This is a genomic window from Thainema salinarum CENA647, assembly GCF_057732415.1.
The window spans coordinates 3,607,184-3,632,657 of record NZ_JBYJZJ010000022.1 but is presented as its reverse complement, the minus strand read 5'-3'; the positions used below and the strand labels follow the sequence as shown (position 1 = coordinate 3,632,657).

Annotated in this window: 21 protein-coding genes and 1 pseudogene; 9 read left to right on the top strand and 13 right to left on the bottom strand. The window is 50.4% G+C overall.

Annotated features, from left to right (window positions below; all coding sequences use genetic code 11):
- Nucleotide 1: 1 nt before the first annotated feature.
- The 3 genes from AC286M_RS22685 to AC286M_RS22675 form a co-directional block, all read right to left on the bottom strand.
- Nucleotides 2-3,118 (bottom strand): PAS domain-containing protein, encoded by a 3,117-nt coding sequence (locus AC286M_RS22685; protein ID WP_488206552.1) that lies wholly within the window; start codon nt 3,116-3,118, stop codon nt 2-4.
- A gap of 350 nt (nt 3,119-3,468) precedes the next feature.
- Nucleotides 3,469-3,768, bottom strand: a complete 300-nt coding sequence (locus AC286M_RS22680) for a peptidoglycan-binding domain-containing protein (RefSeq protein ID WP_488206551.1) — start codon at nt 3,766-3,768, stop codon at nt 3,469-3,471.
- A gap of 566 nt (nt 3,769-4,334) precedes the next feature.
- Nucleotides 4,335-4,619, bottom strand: a complete 285-nt coding sequence (locus AC286M_RS22675; RefSeq protein ID WP_488206550.1) for a peptidoglycan-binding domain-containing protein — start codon at nt 4,617-4,619, stop codon at nt 4,335-4,337.
- 436 nt (nt 4,620-5,055) lie between these two features.
- On the opposite strand from AC286M_RS22675, the gene AC286M_RS22670 reads away from it, so the two are divergent.
- The gene (locus AC286M_RS22670) at nt 5,056-5,658 is read left to right on the top strand and encodes an alpha-ketoglutarate-dependent dioxygenase AlkB family protein (protein ID WP_488206549.1); all 603 of its coding nucleotides are present in this window, start codon (nt 5,056-5,058) and stop codon (nt 5,656-5,658) included.
- A 169-nt stretch (nt 5,659-5,827) separates the two neighbouring features.
- On the opposite strand, the gene AC286M_RS22665 is transcribed toward AC286M_RS22670, so the two are convergent.
- Together AC286M_RS22665 and AC286M_RS22660 are read right to left on the bottom strand one after the other, a co-directional pair.
- Nucleotides 5,828-7,045, bottom strand: coding sequence for an IS256 family transposase (locus tag AC286M_RS22665; protein ID WP_488202914.1), 1,218 nt, complete (start codon nt 7,043-7,045; stop codon nt 5,828-5,830).
- Nucleotides 7,046-7,688: 643 nt separating this feature from the next.
- Nucleotides 7,689-8,342, bottom strand: a complete 654-nt coding sequence (locus AC286M_RS22660) for a Uma2 family endonuclease (RefSeq protein ID WP_488206548.1) — start codon at nt 8,340-8,342, stop codon at nt 7,689-7,691.
- Between the two features lie 161 nt (nt 8,343-8,503).
- Here AC286M_RS22660 and AC286M_RS22655 point away from each other — a divergent pair.
- Together AC286M_RS22655 and AC286M_RS22650 are read left to right on the top strand one after the other, a co-directional pair.
- Nucleotides 8,504-9,430, top strand: a pseudogene (locus tag AC286M_RS22655) (pentapeptide repeat-containing protein); the annotation flags it as partial.
- A 3-nt stretch (nt 9,431-9,433) separates the two neighbouring features.
- Complete coding sequence (locus AC286M_RS22650) at nt 9,434-10,378, top strand: hypothetical protein (RefSeq protein WP_488208886.1); 945 nt, start codon at nt 9,434-9,436, stop codon at nt 10,376-10,378.
- Between the two features lie 416 nt (nt 10,379-10,794).
- Here the strand turns inward: AC286M_RS22650 and AC286M_RS22645 are convergent, their stop codons facing one another.
- On the bottom strand, nt 10,795-11,166 hold the full coding sequence (locus AC286M_RS22645) for a calcium-binding protein (protein WP_488206547.1): 372 nt from the start codon (nt 11,164-11,166) through the stop codon (nt 10,795-10,797).
- A gap of 210 nt (nt 11,167-11,376) precedes the next feature.
- On the opposite strand from AC286M_RS22645, the gene alaS reads away from it, so the two are divergent.
- Together alaS and AC286M_RS22635 are read left to right on the top strand one after the other, a co-directional pair.
- Entirely contained in the window at nt 11,377-14,019 is a 2,643-nt protein-coding gene (alaS, locus tag AC286M_RS22640) for an alanine--tRNA ligase (protein ID WP_488206546.1), read from the top strand.
- Nucleotides 14,020-14,232: 213 nt separating this feature from the next.
- On the top strand, nt 14,233-14,490 hold the full coding sequence (locus tag AC286M_RS22635; RefSeq protein WP_488206545.1) for a gas vesicle protein GvpG: 258 nt from the start codon (nt 14,233-14,235) through the stop codon (nt 14,488-14,490).
- On the opposite strand, the gene AC286M_RS22630 is transcribed toward AC286M_RS22635, so the two are convergent.
- On the bottom strand, nt 14,487-15,593 hold the full coding sequence (locus tag AC286M_RS22630; protein ID WP_488206544.1) for a WD40 repeat domain-containing protein: 1,107 nt from the start codon (nt 15,591-15,593) through the stop codon (nt 14,487-14,489). The genes AC286M_RS22635 and AC286M_RS22630 overlap by 4 nt on opposite strands.
- Before the next feature lie 290 nt (nt 15,594-15,883).
- Nucleotides 15,884-16,705 carry a signal peptide peptidase SppA gene (gene sppA, locus AC286M_RS22625; protein WP_488206543.1) on the bottom strand — a complete coding sequence of 274 codons (822 nt, stop codon included), beginning with the start codon at nt 16,703-16,705 and terminating at the stop codon, nt 15,884-15,886.
- Nucleotides 16,706-16,993: 288 nt separating this feature from the next.
- Between sppA and AC286M_RS22620 the strand changes: the two genes are divergently transcribed.
- The gene (locus AC286M_RS22620) at nt 16,994-18,055 is read left to right on the top strand and encodes a DMT family transporter (RefSeq protein ID WP_488206542.1); all 1,062 of its coding nucleotides are present in this window, start codon (nt 16,994-16,996) and stop codon (nt 18,053-18,055) included.
- Between the two features lie 168 nt (nt 18,056-18,223).
- Nucleotides 18,224-19,759 carry a HEAT repeat domain-containing protein gene (locus AC286M_RS22615; protein ID WP_488206541.1) on the top strand — a complete coding sequence of 512 codons (1,536 nt, stop codon included), beginning with the start codon at nt 18,224-18,226 and terminating at the stop codon, nt 19,757-19,759.
- 100 nt (nt 19,760-19,859) lie between these two features.
- Here AC286M_RS22615 and AC286M_RS22610 read toward each other — a convergent pair whose 3' ends face one another.
- The gene (locus AC286M_RS22610; protein ID WP_488206540.1) at nt 19,860-20,357 is read right to left on the bottom strand and encodes an HNH endonuclease; all 498 of its coding nucleotides are present in this window, start codon (nt 20,355-20,357) and stop codon (nt 19,860-19,862) included.
- Between the two features lie 426 nt (nt 20,358-20,783).
- Here AC286M_RS22610 and alr point away from each other — a divergent pair, with 426 nt between their 5' ends.
- On the top strand, nt 20,784-22,001 hold the full coding sequence (gene alr, locus AC286M_RS22605) for an alanine racemase (protein WP_488206539.1): 1,218 nt from the start codon (nt 20,784-20,786) through the stop codon (nt 21,999-22,001).
- Between the two features lie 158 nt (nt 22,002-22,159).
- On the opposite strand, the gene psaM is transcribed toward alr, so the two are convergent.
- The gene (gene psaM / locus AC286M_RS22600) at nt 22,160-22,249 is read right to left on the bottom strand and encodes a photosystem I reaction center subunit XII (RefSeq protein WP_488206538.1); all 90 of its coding nucleotides are present in this window, start codon (nt 22,247-22,249) and stop codon (nt 22,160-22,162) included.
- Nucleotides 22,250-22,673: 424 nt separating this feature from the next.
- On the opposite strand from psaM, the gene phoU reads away from it, so the two are divergent.
- The gene (phoU, locus tag AC286M_RS22595; RefSeq protein ID WP_488206537.1) at nt 22,674-23,327 is read left to right on the top strand and encodes a phosphate signaling complex protein PhoU; all 654 of its coding nucleotides are present in this window, start codon (nt 22,674-22,676) and stop codon (nt 23,325-23,327) included.
- Between the two features lie 63 nt (nt 23,328-23,390).
- On the opposite strand, the gene AC286M_RS22590 is transcribed toward phoU, so the two are convergent.
- The 3 genes from AC286M_RS22590 to AC286M_RS22580 form a co-directional block, all read right to left on the bottom strand.
- The gene (locus AC286M_RS22590) at nt 23,391-23,561 is read right to left on the bottom strand and encodes a hypothetical protein (RefSeq protein WP_488206536.1); all 171 of its coding nucleotides are present in this window, start codon (nt 23,559-23,561) and stop codon (nt 23,391-23,393) included.
- A 210-nt stretch (nt 23,562-23,771) separates the two neighbouring features.
- Nucleotides 23,772-24,392, bottom strand: coding sequence for a cysteine dioxygenase family protein (locus tag AC286M_RS22585; RefSeq protein WP_488206535.1), 621 nt, complete (start codon nt 24,390-24,392; stop codon nt 23,772-23,774).
- 6 nt (nt 24,393-24,398) lie between these two features.
- Nucleotides 24,399-24,953: a hypothetical protein gene (locus tag AC286M_RS22580; protein ID WP_488206534.1), complete on the bottom strand. Its 555-nt coding sequence runs from the start codon at nt 24,951-24,953 to the stop codon at nt 24,399-24,401.
- Nucleotides 24,954-25,474 lie beyond the last annotated feature (521 nt).

Sequence of the window (25,474 nt, the reverse complement as noted above, 5' to 3'; positions counted from 1 at the left end):
ATCAGCCATCGCCCAGGACAAGTTCGGCGACGGCGATGGCTAGGAGATCTGGCTGGATAGGTTTGGCAATATGCTTTTGAAAGCCGTTGTCCAAGGCACGTTGATAATCTTCGGCCCGGACGTAGGCAGTAACTGCGATCGCAGGTGTTTGGCCGCCCTGCTCGGCAGGTAAGGCGCGAATCTGGCGGATGAGGGTGTAGCCATCGATGTCGGGCATGCCAATGTCACTAATGAGAATATCGGGTCGTAGGGCGGGCAGATTGTCGAGCACTTCTGTGGCGGAGGCAAATGCTGTGACGGTTGCACCGTACTGCTCAAGTAGCACTTTGACCAAGTCTAGGGAATCGGCACTGTCATCGACCACCATGATCTGAATTCCGGTTAAGTCAATTTCAGGAACTGCAGATTGGGTGGGCTGAAAGCGCGTCCGTCTAGTTTGAAGAATGGGAAGTTTTACAGTAAAAGCGGCTCCTTGACCTTCACCGGGACTGTCGGCTGTGACCTGGCCATTGTGAGCTTTTACGAGATAGTGGACAATGGCCAGACCTAAGCCTAAGCCGCCGAACTGACGAGTAACCGAGGTGTTTTCTTGCCGAAATGAGTCAAAAATGTGTGGCAAAAAGTCGGGCTGGATGCCGATGCCCGTGTCGGTCACGACAATTTGAGCTTGATCCTCTAGCTGGGTGAGATAGACTGCAACTTGGCCGTTTTCGGGAGTGAATTTAATTGCATTGGTGAGCAAGTTCCAGAGAATCTGCTGCAGCCGAGCGGTATCGCCTCGGATTTGGTCTGTTTCGGATAGGTGAGTTTGGATGGTAATGTTTTTGGCGTCAGCCAGGGTTTGAACGGTTTCGATGGCGGCGGTAATGACAAATACGGGATTGACGGGGCCGATTTTGAGCGTCAGCTTGCCGCGCAAGATGCGGCCCACATCAAGGAGATCATCAACCAGCTGAGCCTGCAATCTGGCGTTGCGCTCAATGGTGGATAAGGCACGCGCCGTTACATCAACGTCAAATTCTTTGGTTTGCAGAAGTTTGGCCCAGCCGAGGATGGGATTGAGGGGCGATCGCAGTTCGTGGGAGAGGATGGCTAGAAACTCGTCTTTGATGCGGTTGGCTCGTTCGGCATCTTGGCGAGCGGCATACTCGCGCTGAAGGAGCTGTTCCCTTTCTTCTTCTTGCTGCTTGCGTTCTGAGATGTCCATATCGACGCCAGTCATTTTGATCGGATGGCCAGCGTCGTCGTAGAAAACTTGCCCTAGTCCCAGTGCCCATCGCACAGTGCCATCGGGTTTGATGAAGCGAAATTCGATGTTGTAATCCTCGTGCTGGTAGAGGGCGTGATGAATGGCCTGCTGCACTCTGAAGCGATCATCAGGGTGAATCATGGCTATCACGGTCATGTAACGACCATTAAAGCTACCGGGAGACATGCCGAATAGGTGTTCTAGGTTGGTTGACCAGTTGACTTGGCCAGTTTGAATATCCCAGTCCCAACTGCCCATTTTGGCGGCTTTCATGGCCAGGTTAAGCCGTTCCTGACTTTGCTTTAGGGCAAGTTCGGCCTGTTTGCGATCGCTAATGTCAACGGTTGAGCCAACGACGCGGATGACCTGTCCTTGCTGATCTCGAATGACACGACCGCGATCCCAGACGGTGACCCAATGGCCATTGTGGTGGCGAATGCGATACTCTGACTCGAATAGTCGGTCGGTGCTGGTTAGAAGTTCCTGGGTTCGCTGCTGGATATGAGGTCGATCATCGGGGTGAATTTGGTCGTACCACCAAGTTGATGTAGGTGGAGTGGCTGCGGGAGACATGCCGATTAGATCGAAGAGTTTTTCAGAACGGTAGATCTCGTTCGTTTCTAAGTTCCAGTCATAGACGAGACCGTTAACGGCTCCCATCGCTAAACGGAACCGTTCGGCTAATCGCTTTTGCTGATCGATATCGGTGATGGTGCCAATCCAGCCGATGATTTGGTCTTGGTCGTTGCGGGTAGGGGTGCCGCGATTGATGAACCAGTGGTAAACCCCATCCCAGCGGCGAATGCGATGTTCAATTTCAAAGGTTGTGCCGTTGGTAAGGGATTGGCTCCATTGGTGAAGAGTGCGATCGCGATCAGCGGGGTGAACCACACTGACTCCGGCCATACCCATTGATGCGGCTTCACTTAAGCCTGTGTAGTCATACCAGCACTGATTCCAATAATTCACGACTCCAGTTGCATCAGCAGTCCAGACCATAAGTGGCATGGCTTCGGCCAATATTTGCTGCTGCTGCATGTTGGCGGCTGTTTGGCTTAACTCCAGCTCTAGCTGTTTGCGATCGGTAATGTCGCGCCAGGAGGCGACAAAGCCATCATTGAGTTTAGTGGCTCGGATATCAAAGGCTCGAATCAACCGCTGACCGCTATAAAAATCATCGTAAATCAGCGACTCTTTGATCAGGGGCTGTCCGGTTTCGACCAGTTGACAATATTCATTAAACAGTTCCGATTCGCGATGACCGGGCAGGACTTCACAGAGACCTCGACCAATTTGAGCTTCTCGGGGCAACTGATTGTTTTGACAAGCGGCAGTGTTGAGATAGTCAATGCGAAAGTCAATAATGCGTCCTGCATCGTCTCGCATGGCGGTGAAAATGCCAAAGCAGTCCATCATGTTTTCAACGGAGGTCTGGAACTGCTCGCGACTTTGTTCCAGTGAGCGCTTGAGTTCAGCATTTTCGATGGCGGTGCGGAGGGACAAGCACAGAGTGTCGGGGGTGAGCTGATCTTTGACGAGATAGTCGGCGGCTCCAGCCTTAAGGGCGGCTACTGCGGATTGGATGTCTTCATTCCCAATCATGACGACTGGCGGACAGGTGTTGCCGAGCTGAAGTTGGAAACGACTCAGCAGATTTAAGGAGTCTATCGGGGGCAGATGAGCCTCTAGAAGAATGCCGTCAAATTGCTGGGACCGACAGACTGCTGGAATTTGGACATTGTATGACTCTTCCACGACGCGGTAGGAAACTGTGGCATCTTGCTGAAGCAACTGTGCATAGCTGTCATTGTTCTGACCCTGTCCGCGAATTTCACCAATTACGAGGACACGCCAATCCGGAGTTGTCATATCTTTCTGCAGCGAGACTCAAATTTCGTACCCAAATATTACTCTGGTTTTGGCAAGTTAGTAAGTCGAGATGGCTACTGAAACGGCTAGTTCTTGGGTGTGGACGTTTCCAAGGAGGTGATTTACATCACACTATTGTTTGGCAGAATTGTTTGGCTGATTGAGTATCAAATATCGACATGAGACTCATTTGACTTATTTCAAGTCTTGTGGTGATACTTGCAAGACTTGAAGCGATAATTTGTGTGAGTTTCTAGTTAGAAACCGGGTTTCTTCTACTGGTGTTAAGCAAAATGATTTAGCTAACATAGAAAACCCGGTTTCGTGAGTTATTCAGTTGTTCAATATTTTTAGCAGCAGCCTTCGGTGTAGATTTCACAAACTCCTAAGGCGTTCCAGGTTTGAGGGCCAACAATTCCATCGACTAGAACGCTTGGATCGTGCTCATTTCCTCTAGCTTGAAATTCTCGAACGGCGGCTTCGGTCTTGGGGCCGAAGAAACCATCTACACGTAGGTTAAAGCCAGAGAAATTTAAGCGGCGCTGTAGAAATTCTACAATGTCTTCTGGCCGGCTTTGGCGATCGTTGCGACGCAGAATAGGAAGGCGGTGGCAAGAGATAGGAGGTTGAGTAGGGGCAGTTGATTGCATTGCTTGATTCCTTTTGATTAGGGGGCTTTGGATGTAAGCGTTGATTGCTTACATGATGAACTACCTGTGCCAAACTGCTTTTTCCTGAAGGTTGATTGAACATTACTCGCATCGGGCAATCTATTTTATTGCTTACGAAATTGATCGATAAATACTTGTAGATAAGCTGATTTTTTAGAATTTTTTTGTGCCATTCGCTGGAGTTTGAGGTGTAGGTGCTCATAAGAAGAAACTGCGATCGCAGTTTCTTATGAATCCATCAGTCGAGTTATCGAGATAGAGTTTAGGAACAGTTCTAGAGCGTTAGTTAACAGCACTCAGAAAGTTGAACGCTTTGTTTCAATTTGAGACTAGATTACCTCGATTTGAGTCTCGTGAAAATATTTATGAGACTTGTTTTTGGACTAAGCTACAAGAAGATCAGAAGGCAAAATTTGGGCACAGTAAAAACCGAGGTTCTCTGTTGATTTGAGTGGTGTGCTCAAGTCGTTAAAGAACCCCGGTTTTTGGAGATTAGTTGGAAATTAGATTGAGACGATAACTGTTTATCGGTGATGATGCGCTAGCTATGCACCGACGCAAGCGCCTAGCGCGCCCCAGGTTCGAGGCCCAACGATGCCATCTACTAGAAACGATAGATCGTGGTCATTAACCCGTTCTTGGAATCCTTTGACGGCGGCTTCGGTTTTAGGCCCAAAGTAACCATCGACTGTGAGAGGAAAACCGTAGTAATTCAGATAGCGCTGTAGCACTTTGACATCTTCGTTGGGTGTGCGTTGCCGATCATTGCGACGTAGAACAGGTAGGCTACGGCAAGCGACGGGGCCACGGCTGGGGGCAGTTGATTGCATGATTTTATTCCTTATTGTTTAGGGGGCTTTGGATGTAAGCGTTGATTGCTTACATCGTGAACTACCTGTGCAAAACGGTCTTTTCCAAAAGAACTGGATGAATAGTACTCAACATGGGCGATTTGATGGGTGGGCTGCGAAACGGAGAGGTGGAGGAGTGTAGTTAGGTTGCTGTTTTGAGAAACCCGTTCTTGTTGGGTAATAGGTACTGGGTGTTAGTTTCTGAGTGTCGATTGCTGAGAATGGGTTTGTATCCGCAGTTCCGAAAGACGGTCTGAAGGCGATATCTATCTTACAATGAGTCTATTAAATGCTTTTTTGAGTCCAGATTTTGGGATTGCGAGTCTCAAGTCAAGATTAAATATTTAGGATTTGGGTGGAATTAGAAATCGGATTATGGCGTGTGTTTCCGTATTGGTTTGGTTAGGGTAAGGACATGCAGCTTAATTTATTGGCTTTGGATGGAGAGGTGCCGCTAGTGCGGTTTTATCCTGATTTTTTGAGTGTGGCGGAGGCGAATCTGTTGCTGCGGCAGAGTTTGGAGTTGGACTGGCAGCAGAATCAAATTCGGATGTTTAATCGCTGGATTCCGCTGCCGCGCTTGGAGATTATGTTTGGCGATTCAGCGGATTATCGGTATCTCTACAGCGGTTCGGTGGAGGTGGAGGCGCGGTCGTGGGATGAGGCTGTGTTTTTGCGGGGGCTACGCGATCGGCTGGAAACGTTTACGGGTTACGGCTATCAGGTTGTGTTTGGCAATCAGTATCGTTCGGGACGCGATCATATGGGCTATCACTCGGATGATGAGCCGAGTTTGGGGGTGAAACCTGCGATCGCATCGGTGAGTTTGGGGGCGACGCGGGTGTTTAAGTTGCGATCGCGGTTTGGTAAGGCTAAGCCTATGAGCTATGAGTTGACGCATGGATCGCTGCTAGTGATGGAGCCGGGATGTCAGGAGGCGTATCAACATGCCGTGATGAAGACGGCGAGGGATGTGGGGGTGAGGGTGAATTGGACGTTTAGGCCGTATGGGGGATAGGGGTAGATGGGTGGATGGGTGGATGGGAAATTAAAGTGAAGCTGTCATCGTCAAAACTCTAAATGGCTTTGTGATACTTCATCAGAAATACGGTTAGCGGTAAGGCAACGTAGACGTATGAGCGTAGATTCATGGGGTATGTCAAATAGATTGTGTCAAAGGTAAAAACTCAAGTTGGAAAGCGATCGCTGAATTCAATCGCGAAGCGGTTGAGAGCGGGTTTCCAGTCGCGAATGGGCATGGTCCACTTTTTGGCAATATTTTGAATTGCCAAGTAGATAACTTTTAGGGCAGATTCATCGGTTGGAAAAGCTCGGTGGTTTTTAATCACCTTTCTAAGAGTCATATTCATCGATTCAATCGCATTGGTCGTATAGATTGCTTTACGAATCTCCGGTGAAAAAGCAAAGAAGGGAATAATCCGCTGCCAATGATGAAGCCAAGACCTGCTAATGGTTGGATATTGCTGGTCCCACTGCTCGGCAAACTCAACTAAGCGCTGCTCTGCTTCAGTCTCAGTGCTGGCCGTGTAAATCAGCTTGAGGTCTGCTGCAACCGCCTTACGGTCTTTGTAGGACACATAGCGGAGTGAATTTCGTACCATGTGAACAATGCACAACTGCACCTGGGTTTGAGCAAAGACCGCTTCAATGGCATCGGGAAAGCCAGTGAGGCCATCACAGCAAGCGATGAAGATGTCTTTGAGACCCCTATTTTGCAGCTCTGTGAGCACTTGAAGCCAAAATTTGGCAGACTCGTTCTGGGTCATCCACATCCCCAAGAGTTCTTTGGTGCCAGACAAGTTAACCCCAAGCGCCAAGTGAATCGCTTTGTTGATCACCCGCCCGTCTTGTCTGACTTTGACCACGATGGCATCAAAATAGACGATGGGATAAACCGGGTCGAGCGCGCGATTTTGCCAAATTTTACGCTCCGTTTCAACCGCATCCGTGACGTTCGAGATCAGCCCGGCTGAGACCTCAACGCCATACAGGTCTTGCAGTTGAGCCTGAATGTCACGGGTACTCATGCCCCTGGCATAGAGGGACAAGATCTTGTCATCAAAGCCCTCGAAGCGGGTCTGCCCCTTCTTGACGATGATGGGTTCAAACTCACTGTTGCGGTCACGGGGAACATTGATTTGAGCTTCTCCAAACTCCCCTTTGATGGTCTTCTTGCTGTGGCCGTTGCGGCGGTTACGAGTTGGCTTGACGTCGCTTTCAGGCTCCGCCTGTTGCTCGTCCAGATGGGTTTTCATTTCCGCATTCAAGCAGCGTTCCACCAAAGCCGCCGTGAGCTGCTTAAGAATCCCTCCATCCCCCAGCAGGTCTTCGGGATTCTGATAGCCTTTAAGCAATTCATCCAGGAGTTCAGGTCGAAAAGTCATAGTACGAGTCTCTTAGGTTCAATAGTTCATTAGATCTCATCTCTGACCTTTGACACAATCTAATTTACAATCCCGATTCATGATCCACACTGTTTGTAGATACGTACTTCAACTTCTGCAAAACTTGTGTTGTAAATTTAGTCTCGGATTGAGACTAACGGGTATTGAGCAGGGTCTCAAATAAGTTAGATTGAGTCTCGTTACAAGAATATAAAACTTGATGGTGCGAGGTGCGATCGCGTTTTTGGCTCATGCAGTAAGCTATGGCATGGGCTAATCTAAGTTGAGATCGGATTGAAAATTGCCTCAAAATAGTCCGAAAATTTTAGTCCAATTTTAGTCCAGCAAAATTACGTGATGGCTAAAAGCCTTAATTCAACAAGATCGTAAGCCTTTGACTATTTGCCTGACCCGCAATTAATCAAGGGCGGTTCTGAAGGTGCGATCGCAACCTATCCCCTCAAAAGCGCAAATGCAATAAAACCAAATCAGCATCTACAATAACCAAGCTGATCACCTTTTTGAGTAGAAATCAGAGTCACGACAGTCTCGCCACGAGACTTGTTTTAACATCGGATAGTCTCAAATCGAGAAAAATCAAAGCCCATCTCCTGCGGGAGAGGGGTTTGGGGTGAGGGCTAATTTAGCGATTATCGATCTGTTCCTTTACCCATTCACGAATCGCTCGCCGCAGTGCCAGCCTACCCTGCCCCCGATACTCAGCAATTAACCCTGGCAATTCTTGAATCTTCAGTGATGGAAAAACTTGGCTTTGCTCAACCTGAACGTACTGATCACCTTGCAACAAATAAATGCTTAAAACACCTGTGTCATAGCACCAAATTTCTGGCACTCCTAATCGCACATAAATCGGTAACCGATTCAGCGATCGACTGGTTAAGTCAATTTCCAAAGCTAAATCAGGCGGCGGATCTTGGGTTAAATCAAAGGTCAGCTTGCCCCGCACAAGGGCTTCATTTTGAAAATAAAAGCAGTTATCCGGCTCTAGCCCCGCTTGCTCTGCTTGCTTTCGCCAAGTCGTTGAGCCATAGCTTTCATAGTCTAGATCCAGTTCTTCACAGATATCTTTGACAGCATCACTAATTGTTTCTTTGAAATATTCGTGTTCAGGTAAGGGAGCCATGATTTCTAACACACCCCTGTCATAAGCGATCCGAGTGCCGCGATGATTGCCTAGTTCGACCAAAATTGCCTCGAACTCAGCCCAGCTCACATTCCGCAGCAGCAAGCGCTGCCCCGGCGGAACATCCAGTTGTCCAAGCTGAATCGCAACCATCGCCATCACTCCCTGACTCGGAAACGCGGTGTTACTTAATCTTAGTTTGTGGTTTCAGTCTCAGACCTTCTGAAACTTGCCTTTTGGGTTGACGAACAATCCGGAGCCAATAAATCTAAATGGGTAGTTTAGTATGAGTTAAAAATACAGGCTCGACGGCAATGGCGAACGAAGAACAGCTTGCTTTGCTGAAGCAAGGCAGCAAAGTTTGGAATCAGTGGAGGAAAGATAATCCTGATGTAGCGATTGATCTTCTCCATGCCAACCTCAGTGATGCAGACTTAAGTCTCGCGAATCTTTGCAATGCTGACCTCCGTAATGCCAACCTTTGCAAATCAAATCTCCGTAGAACTAATCTGAGTGCCGCCAATCTCAGTGGTGCCAATCTCAGTGGTGCAGATCTCCGCAAGGCAAAACTGAGTAAAGCGAACCTCAGCTTTACCAACCTCCATAAAGCAGATCTCAGCTCTGCCAGCCTCGACTTCGTCAATCTCAACTCTGCCAGACTCAGTTTTGCCACTATCAATCATGCCAGCCTCTGCAATGCCGACCTAAGCAATGCGGATCTTAACAACGCCAGGCTTACCAAAACAGACCTCCGTAATGCCATCCTTCGAAGTGCGATTCTGCACGGTGTCTTCCTTAAATCTATCAATTTAAGCAACGCTGACCTTAGTTTTGCCAACTCTACTTGCAGCAATCTGAGCGGAACTAATCTGAGCAATGCAAATCTCCAAAACACCGTCCTTCGCTCTGTCAGTCTCTACAACGCCATCCTTTGCAAGGCTAACCTACGAAATGCAAATCTCCAAAACACCGTCCTTCGCTCTGCTAAGCTCCAAAATGCTATCCTTTGCTCTGCCAACCTCAAGAACACTAATCTGAGTGACGCTAATCTGAGCGATGCTAATTTGAGTGACGCTAATTTGAGTGACGCAACCTTAAGCAACGCAGTCCTAAGTCAGGCTAATTTATGCGGAACTGATCTTAGAGGCGTTAACTTCTGTAACCTCAACCTTAGCCACCTCAATCTTAGTAACGTTAACCTTGTTGGGGCTCAGGTACTCTATGCAAATTTTACTGAAGCAACATTGACTGGAGCTTGCATTGCAGATTGGCAAGATGGTAGTTCAACCATTCTTGAAGGAGTTAAGTGCGACTATATTTTTCGCACCTATGATGAGAAAGAGCAAAAATTTACAGGCCGTCTCCCAGTAGACCCTGAAAGCACCTTTGCTCCAGGCGAATTCACTCAGCGCTTCCAAATTATCGCCAGTGCCCTCGAAACCATTGATATCACTTTCACTGACGGTATTGACTGGAAAGCCTTTTTCCAATCCTTCCAAGACCTCCGCCGCCAGCGTCCCGATCAAGACATCTCCATTCAAGGCATGGAGCGCAAAGGCCAAGCCTTCATTGTTCGCCTAGAAGTTGAAGCCAATGTCGATAAAGCCGCCATCGAAACCCAAATCAAACAGCTCTACGCCAATCAGTTAGCTGCACTAGAAGCTCAATACGAAAAGCAGCTAAAACTACAGGGTGTCCATCTAGAAGACGCCCGCCGCACAATAGAAAAAGAACGGCAAGAAAAAGCAACTTTAATGGGGATTATGGCAACAATGGCAGAGAACCAAGGGCCAAAATATGACATGCGCGGCACCCAGTTTGCCGGAGGCTTTGCCGAAACCGTTAACGGCAACCAAAACGGCGGCATTATTAACAACTACGGCCAAAACACCGATGATATCCTCTGCCTCCTTACCTCCCTGCGCGACCTATCCCAAAGTTTTCCAGACGATCAAAAGGTTGAAGCCGAGATAGAACTCGATGCCTTAGAAGCCGATCTCAACAAACCCGAAAAGCCAGAACCCAAACGACTCAGCAAACACCTCAAACGCCTGATCGCCGCCGGAACCGCCACTGCCACTATTGCCGGAGGAGCCGTCACCTTTTCCGATAACATCAACCAGTTCGCCGACAACGTATTTGAGCTAGGCGCAAAGCTCGGCCTTACCCGAGAAGATATTCAAAACTAGACCAATTTGCCCTCACCCTAAATCCCTCTCCCGCAGGAGCTACTGTTTATACATAAGTCTCCTAGACTTCGTTTCGACGTTGAGATCCCCCCTTGCCCCCCTTAAAAAAGGGGGAATTGGCTCAAAGTCCCCCCTTTTTAAGGGGGATTTAGAAGGACTATTCAGGATGTGTATAAGCAGTAGCCCGCGGGAGAGGGACTTTGATCCGGCTCCTCTTCTCCCGTGGGAGAAGGGGTTGGGGGATGAGGGTAGACAACGAATTTTTGGTAGATAGTTCTTCGTCTTGCATTGAGACTAGATTGATTTGCCAGTGGACTCAATGCAATCCGCGCAAGACTCAAAGTAAGACAAAAGCCGTCAACGAGCTATTTCAGGTTGCGATCGCAATCCCCTATTGCTTTATCCACCATCGCTTTCTATCCAAACTCGTAGCCCTGATCGACCCAGTAGTGCCAATCTGAAATTGCTTGTTGCGTCTCCTCATCTGCTTCGGTCGCCTCTAGCTGAATCAATGGCACCGCCAGCACATCACCGTCCCAGTTAATCTCCACAAACATTTCCCGCTCGCACTCCTCCTCCGGTGCCATGCCCACCACTTCAACCGTTTCACCCTCCTTCAAAGGAGAAATCCGTCGCTTACCCACACAAACCGCCGTAAACGGACACTGCATCGTATCCTGTAAATAGTAATACCAGCCCATCGCCTGCTCCTCTGGGCCATAGGCATCCACCACAATCTCCATCGTGATCCGCTCTTCCCGCTTCGCATCCCGATTCATTTTGGCCATAACAGCGTTCTCCATCCGCTACAAAGAACTACACCCAGATTAAAACGCGATCGCATTGCGCGAACAAAGTGCGATCGCACTAACTTTTGGGATAAACCGTAGCTGGCATGGAGCAAATCTATCCATCTTTTTGTTGAAAACCCGCACCATCAGTCACAATAGAACTCTAGAGTTGTAAATTCTTGTAATTATCTTTCGCGAAACCCTGTCATGGCTACTTCCCCTTCTGCTCAGAAACTTAAAAAGCTCAGTGGCGCTCAAATCCGCCAGCAGTTTCTAGACTTCTATGCAGCGAAGGGACACCAAATTTTGCCGAGTGCCTCGCTGATTCCAGAAGACCCCACCGTTCTGCTGACGATTGCGGGAATGCTGCCCTTCAAGCCAATCTTTTTGGGACAGCGCGAGGCCGAGTGCGATCGCGCCACCACGTCACAGAAATGTATCCGCACCAACGACATTGAAAACGTGGGCCGCACCGCGCGGCACCATACCTTCTTTGAAATGTTGGGCAACTTTAGCTTTGGTGACTACTTTAAAGAACAAGCGATTAAGTGGGCTTGGGAACTGTCCACGACGGTCTTCAACCTGCCGCCGGAACGGATCGTACCCAGCGTTTATGAAGAAGATGACGAAGCCTTTGCCATCTGGCGCGACGTGATTGGCATTCCCGAACACCGCATTCAGCGCATGGGCAAGGACGATAACTTCTGGGCAGCGGGGCCAACCGGGCCGTGCGGGCCATGCTCGGAGCTGTATTACGACTTTCATCCCGAACTGGGTGACGACACGATTGACCTGGAAGACGACACTCGCTTTATCGAGTATTACAACCTCGTCTTCATGCAGTACAACCGCGATGCCGAGGGCAATCTGACGCCGCTGAAGAACCAAAATATTGACACGGGTTTGGGCCTGGAGCGGATGGCGCAGATCCTCCAGCAGGTGCCGAATAACTATGAAACTGACCTAATTCTGCCGATTATCGACGCAGCAGCAGAACTAGCGGGTATTCAGTACGGCAAGAGCGACGAGAAGACTAAGGTGTCGCTCAAGGTAATCGGCGACCACATTCGGGCTGTGATGCACCTGATTGCCGATGGCGTGTCGGCGTCAAACGTCGGACGTGGGTACATCCTGCGCCGTTTGATTCGGCGGGTGGTGCGCCACGGGCGGCTGATTGGCATTGAGGGCGAGTTCACTACCAAAGTAGTAGAAACGGCGATTCAAATTTCCGAAGAAGCTTATCCCGCTGTGCGCGATCGCGAATCGGCGATCAAATCCGAACTGCAGCGGGAAGAGTCGCGCTTTCTAGAAACCCTGGAGCGAGGTGAAAAGCTGCTGGCCGATATTATTGCTCGCGGCGACCAGCAGATTTCCGGGGCCGATGCCTTTACGCTGTATGACACCTATGGCTTCCCGCTAGAGCTAACTCAGGAAATTGCTGAGGAGCAGGGTCTGACCGTTGACCTGGTTGAGTTTGAAGCCGAGATGGAGGCGCAGCGGCGGCGCTCGAAGGATGCCCATGAAACGATTGACTTGACGATTCAGGGCAGCCTAGACAAGCTGGCCGAGCATGTTCACGCCACAGCGTTTCTGGGCTACACGGATTTCTTAGGACAATCTCAAGTCGTGGCCCTGCTGGCAGGTGGTCAGCAAGTCGAATCTGCCAGCGCTGGCGATGAGGTGCAGGTTGTCCTCGACCAAACGCCGTTCTACGCAGAGTCCGGTGGTCAAATCGGCGATCGCGGCTATCTGTCCGGTGACACCGTTGTGGTGCGGATCGAAGATGTCCAGAAAGAGTCGGGCATTTTTGTCCACTACGGTCGGATTGAGCGCGGCACGCTGAACCTGGGCGATACGGTATCGGCGCAGATTGACCGGGCTTGTCGGCGACGGGTACAGGCCAACCACACCGCAACTCACCTGCTGCAAGCGGCACTGAGAAAAATTGTTGATCCGAATGTCTCTCAGGCGGGTTCACTCGTCGCCTTTGACCGACTCCGCTTTGACTTCAATTGTCCCCGCGCGGTCACTACTGACGAGCTGCAGCAGATTGAAGACCAAATCAACACTTGGATTGCTGAAGGTCACGTGGCTGATATTGTTGTCATGCCGCTGGAGGAAGCCAAAGCCAAAGGTGCGATCGCAATGTTTGGCGAAAAGTATGACGCAGAAGTGCGGGTGATTGACTTCCCCGGTGTCTCAATGGAGCTGTGCGGCGGCACCCATGTGACCAACACGGCAGAAATTGGTCTGTTCAAGATCATCTCCGAGGCTGGTGTCGCTTCTGGCATTCGCCGGATTGAAGCCGTAGCTGAACCTGCGGTGCTGGATTACCTCAAAGTGCGCGATGACGTGGTGCGCGATCTGAGCGACCGCTTTAAGGTCAAGCCGGAAGAGATTCCTGGTCGCGTGGCGGCATTGCAAGACGAGCTGAAGGTGACGCAGAAGCAGCTCGATGCCGCGAAATCAGAACTTGCGATCGCACAATCGGATCAGCTCTTAGCCAAGGCTGAAAATATCGGCGGATTTAACGTTTTGGTCGCTCAACTAGATGCCGATGCCGATGCGCTGAAGACGGCAGCCGAGCGGCTCTCGCAGAAGCTGGGCGACAGTGCCGTTGTCCTGGGTTCGATTCCAGAAGCAGGTAAGGTGAGCCTAGTAGCCGCATTTAGTCCGGCAGTGAATAAGCAAGGCTTGCAGGCGGGCAAATTCATCGGCGGCATTGCCAAGCTGTGCGGCGGTGGCGGTGGTGGTCGTCCCAACCTGGCCCAAGCGGGGGGTCGCAATCCCGATCAGCTTCCTGCCGCTCTAGAGGCTGCACGGGAGCAGTTAGCGACAGAGCTGGCTTAACCCAAACCAACAGATAGTCCTCAAAAGGTAATGATTTTGGGGTGCGTGGGCACCGCCCACACACCCAAAAATCATTACCTGAATACCATTACCAAGAAAAACATTGTCAGATGTTAGCTAGAGCTCAAACAAGCTTTGTATATCTCTGTGATCAGAACCCACAGGAGTTCTGAATGAACTTCTACACTGAAAGAGACAGATGAGGATCAACATATGGTTTTACGCCTGCTCACACTGCCAATTTTAGGGCCGATCTATGGTGTCACCTGGGTTGGCGACAAGATTTTAGAACAGGCCGAAGTTGAACGCGACGATACCGAAAACCTGCAAAAGCGTTTACTCGCTCTACAGCTAGCCTTCGATATGGGCGAGATTGAAGAGGAGGAATTCGAGGAGCAGGAAGAAGAGTTGCTGTTGGCTATTCAGGCAATGGAAGACGAAAAGCGAGCCAATCAAGCAGCAGACGATTAGCTTAATTGCCAGATTTTGACTAGTCCCTCCCAATCGCCACTGACCAGCAACTGACCATTGCAGCTAAAATCGACCGACCAGATCCAACTGCGGTGTTCATCCAAAGCAGCCAGCAGTTTGCCAGTGGTGGAGTGCCAGAGGCAAATGGTTTTGTCTTGTCCAGCCGTAGCCAGAACGGGCTGGCTTGGATGAAAAGCCAGCGTTGTCAAAGCACGAGTCGAAGGTTGAGCAGAATCGTCCGTTGGACGGTTGGTTGAAGACTGAGACTGGCTGTCATCCGCAGATCGCGCGGTTGCTGGCGGAGTAAACGCACCCAGTTGATCACCGATCGTCCACTTCCAGAGTTTGGCAACACCATCTGCACCGCTGCTAGCAATGCGATCGCAGTGGTGCGGATCAAACGCAACAGACCACACTTCGCCGTTATGCGCCTCAATGGGTTGGCTCGAGGCTCCCGTCGTGACTTGCCAAATGCGAACTGTGCGATCGCGACTGCCAGAGGCTAAATAGCGACCATCGACACTAAACGCTAGGGTGCGAATCCAATGGGTATGCCCAGACAGCACCTGTGCAGGTTCTGTGGACGGGGACTGAACATGCCAAATTTTAATCAGGCAGTCTTGGCTACCTGTGGCAATCAGTTGACCATCAGGACTGAAGGCAACTGTCCCGACCCAAGCAGTATGGGCTTGCCAGGTTCGCCGTAGTTCCCCGGTGCGCGTATCCCACAGGCGTAACGTGCGATCGCTACTTACACTTGCGACAGTTTGGCCATCTGGACTAAACGCAACACCCCGTACCCAACCCGCATGCCACCGCAGCGTGCGAATCAGTTCGCCTGTCTTCGCAGACCAAATTTTGATGGTGCGATCGCCACTAGCGCTCGCTATCCACTGGCTATCTGGGCTAATCGCAACGCAGCGCACCCAGGCGTGATGAGCCGCAATGGTATGCGTACAGCGCCAGGATGGGTTGAGCGCTGAGTGAGAATGAGCTGCCGGATCTCTGTCGTCGCGGTCTGGAGGATGCGGTAACGAAGTAGACAGAAATGGCGGACGATCGTGAGGCACATGATTCATTTGTGCGATCGCAGAAAAAGTCATGGTGAGTTTTGGCTAATGCGTTGGCATCAGGTGAGTCCCCTCAAGAAACATTTTGTCACTCCGAAAATCCGCAAAACTATCAGCTCATCAGCTCAAAATTACCCCAACAGGGTTAATCCACCGTCAGAACTGAGATGAACGAGAGGGACATGGTGCTGCAGTGTAGCACCATGTCCCTCTCGTTTTTGTTATGCAGTATTAGGTTCAAGACTAGTGGTTTGTCAACGTTGTTCTGGTGGGTTTTGACACAGCACTAAGTCCAAGGATGGGGCGTCCTCAAACGGTAATATTTATGGACGATATAGCCAGAGCGGCAACCCATTAGTTGAGAGTTCAAAATCGAGCCAGTCCATTGCCGTTGCTAGACGAGCAGACTGCAGTCGGCTACCGGGTACGAACCGCCGCCAGCCCGATTTCTTTTGCTCAATCGTGTGAATTTCCGCTTTTTCGGGGTCGAGTCCAGCGAGTTCTGCCGCCCAGCGGCGGGCATCCTCCTCAGTCCCCAGCCGATCAACCACGCCGAGCGTCACAGCCTGTTCTCCAGTAAAGATGCGGCCATCGGCAAACTCACGCACCTTCTCGACGGTCAAGCCCCGCGATTCGGCCACGGTGGTAACGAACTGGTTGTAGCTAACGTCGATCATCTCTTGCAGGATGAGCTGTTCCGCTTCAGTGAGTTCACGGTCAAAGGCCAGAATGTCTTTATAAGGGCCGGATTTGATCACTTTAAACGAGACGCCGACTTTGTCGAGAAGGCGCTCTAGATTGTTGCCACGCAAAATGACGCCAATGCTGCCTGTGATGGTTCCAGGGTTAGCCATGATGTGCGGCGCACCCATGCCAATATAAACCCCGCCCGAGGCGGAAATATTGCCAAAACTAGCGACGACTTTGACGGTTTCGCTGAGACGCCTGAGAGCACTAAAAATTTCTTGGGAGTCACCAACGGTTCCTCCCGGACTATCAATGCGGAGAAGTAGAGCAGGAAAGCCTTTGTCTTCAATATCCTCAAACGCTTCTAAAACCTGCTTACGAGTATTACCTGCGATCGCACCTGAGATTTCGATGCGGGCGATCTGTTTTCGATACGGTGGCTTAAACGGCCAAATCATGGGTTATTCAGAACTGAAACAATTGGACTAGTCAATCAAATGTGCCAAACCGAGGGATCAGCCCGAAGGAGAATCCCTCCAGTTTAGAGTTATGAGGCTTTTTCTTCGGGATTGCTGATTTTAAGTATGAGATGTGGGGGCACCGCCCCCACATCTCATTTCATACCTAGATTAAGCAACGCTTCTTCTATTACAGCTTAATCAGACAAATTGCTGGGGCAAAATATTAGTCATCCCTTAACATAAGTATACAGTCGGACTCCGATTAGGATTGTTTAGAGGCCGTTCATGCAAACCAAGCTCACAGAATCCACGTTGACCAAGTCACTGGTGCTAATTTCACCCTTTTTCCTCTGGGGAACGGCAATGGTGGCCATGAAAGGGGCTATTCCCCACACCACGCCGTTTTTTATGGCAGGTGTTCGTCTGCTGCCAGCCGGAGTCTTGGTTCTCCTCGTGGCTGCGCTGCTGGGACGGTCACAGCCCAAAGGCTGGCAGGCATGGTTGTGGATTTTGCTGTTTGCGCTGGTGGATGGAGCCTTATTTCAAGGATTTTTGGCTGAAGGTCTGGTGCGAACTGGAGCGGGCTTGGGTTCCGTCATGATCGATTCCCAACCGCTGGCCGTTGCGATTATGGCACGATTCTTGTTTGCCGAGATGATTGGTCTGTGGGGCTGGTTGGGACTGGGCATCGGTGTAATTGGCATCAGCTTTTTAGGATTGCCGGACGACTGGATTGTGCAGGCACTGCATGGCAACCTGGCGCATCTGAATATTCAATTTGAGCTGTCTTTACTGGAGTCTTTGTTTAATCAGGGCGAGTGGCTCATGCTGCTGGCGGCGCTGTCGATGGCGCTGGGGACTGTAATGGTGCGCTTTGTCAGTCGCTATGTTGATCCGGTGGTTGCAACAGGCTGGCACATGATTTTCGGTGGCATTCCCCTGTTTGTGTTGTCTGGACTCCACGAGTCCAATCAGTGGTCAGCCTTGACGGGGGCAGACTGGCTGGCTCTTGCCTACTCTACGGTATTGGGCAGCGCCTTAGCTTATGCGGTTTTCTTTTGGATTGCCTCATCGGGTAACTTGACCAGTTTTAGCTCATTGACATTTTTGACACCCGTTTTTGCATTACTATTTGGCAACTTATTTTTAGCAGAGCAGCTCAGTTCAATTCAGTGGATTGGTGTTTGTTTAACGCTGGTGAGTATTTATTTGGTGAATCAGCGGGAACACTTATTAGAAGTCCTCCATCTGAAGGGCTTGTTGGGGCATCCCAAACCGGAAACAGCATTGACTCAAACTGCTAGCAAATCTGAAGATCTCGGTTCTTCAGGAAATCCAATGCTGTAGTTGTCGGCTTTGATATTCGGTGGCAAGTCGTTTTTCTACCTTCTAAATTGCGATCGCACCTCTCCTGATTGTTCCAGCCTGTGCGATCGCAGGTAGGATAAGAAGCAATGAAGTACGATGGCTCTGGGTGCTGCTCCTGCTTAATCGTCCGTTTCTTTGCCATAGGTCATGTCCCACCGCTTTTTGCCCCTACTGATTGCAATTTGGACGTGCTGGTTGAGTACGCCTGAAAAGGCTCAAGCCAGATCCGATTCGTTTGCCCATCCACCGCTGGATTACCTGCATCTGCTGGCTCAAGCGGATACCGATGCGGGCAGCTCGTTACTAGATGAATCCGCGCTGGATCCAGAGAGTGAGGAAGATACAGGCAGCTCCTTACTGGAGGATGTCGAAGAGGAATCTCCCCGCGCCCTGATGCAGCTAGGGAGTGAAGGGCCGGGCGTGGAATCAGTCCAGCAAAAATTGGCTGAACTGGGCTATTTCAGCGGCACTGTGGATGGCCTTTACAGTGATACTACAGCCGCTGCCGTTCAACAGTTTCAGGAAGCCGAGGGATTAGAGGCTACCGGACGAATTGATTTGAGAACGTGGGAGCGGATTCAAACCAGTAACAAAGCTTTAGTGACTGAAACGCCGCCGTCAGAATCCTCCGCTGAGGCAGGCGAAGCAGAAACCACTCCGCCTTCCGATTCAGCCAACCCCGAAGCTGGAGCAGCCCCCGAGCAACCTGCTCCAGCCCAAGCGCCAGAGCAGGCTGACTGGACGCTGAAGCGCATTTTGCTGATTGGCGGCGTTGCCGTTTTTGGTCTAGTTGCGATCGCAGGCATGTCTTTATGGGTCTGGAAGTGGTTCACCCAGCCATCCACTCAATCCGATAAAGCTTTAGGCAACGATGCAGATAACCAGCCACCCGTCGCAGATCTGACCGGTTCCGACGCGGCCTTTCACGCCATTAATACAACCGCTACACCGATTGGCAACGGTTCCCATGCAGCCGCTTCGGCTAGCGTCCCCGTGTCACCTCCACCCGAACCTTATTCAGAGCCCATTCCTGCCGCTGAATCACCATCTATCAATCCCGAATTTGTCAATCACGATGCGGCAGCTGCGATCGCAAAGGATGTACCACCGCCTGAGCCAACTGACGGCCCTCAGACTGGCGAGGCGAATGGTTCAGCCTCGCTTCAGCCCGCGAACGTCAGCCCCACCACCCGGCTCAGCAAAACGAACCTAATCGAATCGTTAATTCAAGATCTAGACAGCATTGACTCGACCGTGCGCCGTAAGGCCATTTGGCAACTGGGCCAGCAGGGTACAACTCAAGCGATTCAGCCCCTGGTTAATCTGATGATCGATTCGGATTCTCAGCAGCGCAGCCTGATCTTGGCGGCCTTATCGGAAATTGGTGAACGCACCTTGAATCCGATGCATCGGGCACTGGCCCTGTCGCTACAGGACGAAAATGCTGAGGTACGCAAGAACGCAATTCGCGACTTGACCCGCATTTACGATCAGGTGGCTCAGCTTGCCCCCCTGCTGCGCCACGCGATGGAAGATACCGATCCAACCGTGCGGGACACAGCAGCGTGGGCGCTTAAGCAGCTCAATCGACAGGCGAAACAGACCTCATTTCAACCCAATAGCTCACCTGCCCAGCTCAATCAGTCTGCCACCCAACCCGACGATCTCTGGCAAGATTCTTAAGCATCATCTTCATGAGCAACCTGATCGACCCTTCGATTCCAATCACGCACTTAGTTCATGATTGACTCGATTGGTTCTTAAAGTCCCGGTTGAGTCTCAATTAAGTCCCAATCACATACTTGCGCCATTCTTGATGACCGCCACTGCGGACGTGTTTTGTCACTTCAAAATAAAGACTGCTGTGAGGTCGGCGGGGATGGCAGGCCAGCAGCATACTGGCTTCTTGAGGCGTGCGATTTCCTTTCTTGACGTTGCAGCGAACACAGGCCACGACCATATTTTCCCAGGTATCCTTGCCGCCCCGCGATCGCGGAATCACATGGTCGAGAGTGAGGCCCTCTTTGGCATCACCACAGTATTGACAGGTATGGTTGTCGCGATGGAGCAGATTGCGACGCGTCAGCGGAATTTCCTTGTAAGGCACGCGGACATAGTGACGGAGGCGAATGACCGTTGGCAGCGGCATTTGGTTGTAGATCACTTTGCCATTATGCTCAACCTGCTCTGCCTTTCCCTTGATTAACAAGACGACCGCTCGTCTCCAGCTTGTAATGTTCAACGGTTCGTAGGAAGCGTTTAGCACCAGAACCTTGCTCATAGCGGGATCAGGGTAGGTATAGATTTCTCCGATGGTAGCACAGGAGTTTCAGTTGTGCCCTTTTCGGATTCCCCTGGTAGACTGCTAGGTAATTTTAGGATGATTTACCTCCTGCACCTTGTAAACCTAAAACCTGAAGCAGGAACTTACCGCCGCGAAGCGGCAGTAAGTTTCCCTTCTGAGTTGTGGTGTAAAAGGTAACGCAGGAGAAACATCCTGAAGCTGGATTCGTGTGATGTTAAGTGGTTTTAGGATGAGGTCAATCTTTCGTCCTGAAGGGTTATATGAAATCCGGTTAAAAACCCATTATTTATTTTTTGCGAAATGCTGGCATAGCCAGCATTTCGCAAAAAATAAATAGGGTTCTTACACGCGGACTTAATATGACGTGTGGTGTGTGGTGTGTAATGAAGGAGTGTGGTGGAGATGTTGAGTTGGGATCAAACCCCAAGTTTGTTGTCGATGCGACAAGAGCGAGCTTGGATCGAAATCAATGTTGCAGCAGTTCAACATAACGTGAAGGCGCTGAAAGCGCTGTTGCGATCGCAAACCGATCTGATGGCCGTTGTCAAAGCCGATGCCTATGGCCACGGTGCCGTTACCATCGCCAAAACTGCTCTCGCCGCTGGCGCGACCTGGCTGGGTGTGGCAACCGTACCAGAAGGGATCGAACTGCGGGAAGCGGGCATCCAAGCGCCAATTTTGATGCTGGGCGCGACCAATATGCCTGCTCAAATTCGGGCGATGGCCCACTGGCGACTCCAACCGACAATTGGCACCCCGAAGCAGGCGCTGGTGTTTGCTGAAACGCTCCAGGCCGATTCCGGACAGCAGCCTTTACCCGTTCACTTAAAGCTGGATACGGGCATGTCGCGATTGGGCACCAACTGGGATCAAGCGGTGGAGTTTGTCCAGTTTGTGCAGCGCTTGCCGCAGCTGCAAATTGCCAGTATCTACTCTCATCTGGCCACAGCCGATGATCCCGATCCAGCCGTCATGCAGCAGCAGCACAAACGCTATCAATCTGCGATCGCACAGTTGCAGCAGCAGCTCGACTACACGCCGCCCCGATTACACATTGCCAATTCTGCCGCCACTCTGGCTGATCCACAGCTCCACTACGACATGGTGCGGGTTGGATTAGCCACCTACGGCCTGTATCCTGCGCCTCATTTGGCCCCGACCGTCCAGCTTCAGCCTGCCCTCCAGGTGAAAGCCCGCGTCACCCAAGTTAAAACCATAGCGGCTGGTACAGGGGTCAGTTACGGCCATCGCTATATTGCCCAGCGACCGATGCGGATCGCAGTCGTCGGAATTGGCTATGCCGATGGCGTACCGCGCAATTTATCCAATCAGCTTCAGGTGCTGATCCGGGGCCAGCGGCTGCCTCAAATTGGTGCGGTGACCATGGATCAGCTCATGGTCGATGTGAGTGCTATTGCCGATTTGCAGGAAGGCGAAGTCGTTACGCTATTGGGACAGTGCGGCCCAGAGTGCATCACTCCAGAAGACTGGGCCAATCAGCTCGGCACCATTTCCTGGGAAATTCTCTGCGGCTTTAAGCATCGGTTGCCGCGTATCGTGGTTCACGAAGCGTTTGAACCTCAATCTCCCACCGAACCAGTCAACAAAAAACAGGTTTAGCCTGTAATTTAGCCTGTAACACAGTTAAAAAGGGCTGCGCCTTTAGCTGCCAACGCCGTTTAGATTAGTCATCTATCAACGCAGGTCAGCTAACTGCTCCAGCCCTAGCTAGGAGGCACTTCATTTGAGCAAGTGCGTTGACTCGCCCAAACAGTAACTTACTTATAGAGTTCTGTTGCTAAGCGAACGGCCATTACGCCAGGGATTAGGGCAACAACCAAAGCAACATAGACTTGTAAATCAGACATATTGATCTAGACTCCTCATAATGTCTTCAATCTTCATTAATTTCCTTCAAATCTAATGGCTCTGGCACGCTTTGTTACATGACGTAATATAGGCAACCAAGTCAAAACCCCAATCGCATGATGTACGATGCCTCATAGGCGCAGTAAGATGCAAGAACTGTGTAGACTCCATTAGACTTTATTGGAAATAAAGTTTTTGGGGTTGGAAATTGTTTTGTAGCGCGGCAGAGTCGCGCTACAAAACAATTTCCGATAAGGTCTATTATTCAAAACTGAGGAGAAGGATGTCACTGCCGCAATGCAACGGCAACATCTCCCGCCTGAGTTTTGATGCAAGATATCGGGAGATTAATTAATATTGAGCATAGATGAGCCATCGTTGAATCGTGTGGCTCGCATACAACTATGACAAGCGAGGACATCGTTGGAAGCTCCCAGACCAACTCGAACTCAATTTCAGCGCCAGCTGCGATCTCTACGACAGGATGTGTTGCGAATGGGAGCATTGGTTGAACAGTCCTGCTGGATGGCAGATCAAGCCCTTTTTAGCCGAGATTTAGAAACGGCTCGCTGCATCAAAAGCCACGATAAAGAAATTGATCGGCTCTACCGCCAAATTGAACTGGACTGTGTCAACCTGCTGGCGCTACAGGCTCCCGTAACGCAGGATTTGCGCCTGATTAGCGCTTTTATGCAGCTAGTGCGCGATCTAGAGCGAATTGGCGACTATGCCGTTGATATGGCAGAAGTCGCTGTAAAGCTCTTTCCCTGCCCCATCCATCCCTGTATGGATCGCGTCCAGCTCATGAGCGATCGCTGCCGTTCAATGTTGGCGATGAGTTTAGCCGCGCTCGCCAATCTAGATGCGACATCAGGACTCGATATTAAAGCCAAAGATGATTTGATTGATACCGACTACGACGAACTGTACGATTTGCTGGTGCAGACCGATCCGGTCACAGCCGTCGAACCCATTGTGCTGCTGGTGCTTGTAATTCGCTACTTAGAGCGCATGGCTGACCATGCAACCAATATTGGGCGTCGCGTCGCCTATATCGTCACGGGTCAGCATTATTAGTTCAATATGAGTATCAACGTCTCGATCAACGTACGCCGACCGTATTGTCGATTCCGGTAGCTGCTAATTCTTTTTCTCGGGAGCCGTGCGGATGATGACGCCCGCTTCCAGGTACTTAGTTAAAGCCTCTCCCAGCTCTTTCTCCGGCGATTTGGGCTTGGGCTTTTTGAAAACTTCTCCCGTAAACGAACGCAAAACGATAGCGATGACAATCAGGAACAGTAAACAGGCCATAGCAAAATTATTTCAATAGACTGAAATGTCTACTTACATCTTTCACCGCTGGCCCGGCTGATTCCCGATGTTTTGCCAAAAAAGTCTAATTTTTACATTGCATGCTGTGGCAAAGGCGGATTGAATCGCCAAAGAGTTAAACCAAAGTCAAGCATATTGCCCTAAACCCTCTCGTAATAACCGTTTCCGGGGTTACCACTTCTTCAACCATCAAAACTGCTTCGCTGTGTGCTGCTTTACATCAAATTCATAGCGCTGGTCGTAATTGGTTGGCCCATAGAGGTTAAAGCTAATCGTGGGCTGTTCACTCATCACCTCAACATGATGGATAGCATCTGGCATGAGACCAATAATGTCGCCCGGTTCAAGAACCAGATCGCCCACAGGTTCAATGCGATCGCAACAGTCTGGATCCCCAACTCGTCGCCAAAGCTGATTCTTTTCCTGCCCGTCAATTAACGCCACAATCCCTAATGCACCGTGATTGTGAATCGACGACACCTGCCCCGGTAGCCACACCACTGTTTGCACCGTCAGCGGAAAGTCTGGTTCCTCATAGAGGAATTTAACTGACCAGCCCGTTTGCGGATTCGGTTCCTTATACTCTCCTTGCAGCCACCAGGAACTGTTCAGTAAGCGGCGCACCAGTGGACAAATCCTTTGCAACCGCACCCAATCATCTGCTTCGGCATACAAGATATTTTCCACATCGGTGAGAAATCGATAGAGCCGATAGGGCCGATCGATTTCTAAAATGTTATCAGCGTCATCACTGACCGGAAACGCATGAGATTCGCCTGTGTTAGTGATCAACCAGTTGGTGTTAGGCATGAAATATTACTGAACAACAATCGGATAGTCAGGCGTAGGGTTAAGCGGGCAGCTAAAGACATATTCGCCGGGTTTGAGGGTGACGCGGTACTCCTGGGTGGTGCCTTCGGTGAGGCCGCCGCCGCTGACTTTAGGTAGGGTGGCCTGCTGGATACCTTTACCGCGTAGGTAGAAGCCGAGTTCGTAAGGAACGTCTTGGTTAGCAACGCGAAAGATGTATTCGCCTGCTGCAAGTTGAAGGGGTTGAAAGGCCGATTCGCGATCGCGAATTGTTTCAGCATTAATCTCCTCACACTGCTCAGCGCTAGCAGGGGTGTAGCCATAGTCCTGATTTTCCACTTCCAGAAACTGACAGCCCGTTTGAGTTAACTCGATCACCGTAGGTTCTGCCGCTGCCGTGGTGGTTTCACTGGTTGAACTGTTAGCTGACGGGGCTTGAGCGTTGGGCGTCGAGCCTGAACAACCTGCGATCGCAACTAAGGCAAGACCACTCACCCATCCAATTATGCGATTCATCGTAAACTCCTTGGCTTGATGCTGTAAGACGAATGCCACCAGCATGTCCCAGCAATCTGAGTTTTTCCTGAGCCAACGCTGAAAATAAGATAGTAAGTCGTCTTACATTTCGCACCAAAACTCGCAGCGGCAATGTTGCCCTGCATGCTCAATGGGCACAAAGCAAAATCGACATACCCAGATTAAGTAGCGCCCTGTCTTTTTCGATAGGGGGAATAAACGTTGTGCAGTAAACCAGCGATGGTTGATAAAGGGTTAATGGGTGGCTGATAAATGGTGATGTGATTCAGCAGGCTGGAGTTTGAGGTACTTGGGCGACATGAATTGTCAAGAAAACATAACAAAAACAAGAAAAATCAACCTTACATTGCTAAAGAAAACATTTAACTACACGCTAAAGTTTTCATCTATCCTCCACAATCAGGTAAAGAAAGAGTTATCCACCGTTAGCGCATAATGACCATCTTCATTATCTGTGAATGCGTGGCATCGCAAAGCAAACGGCTGATATAGCTAGGTTTGAAGAGTCTTAAACTGCAAATGCCGCAAGCTAATCAGAACCGATT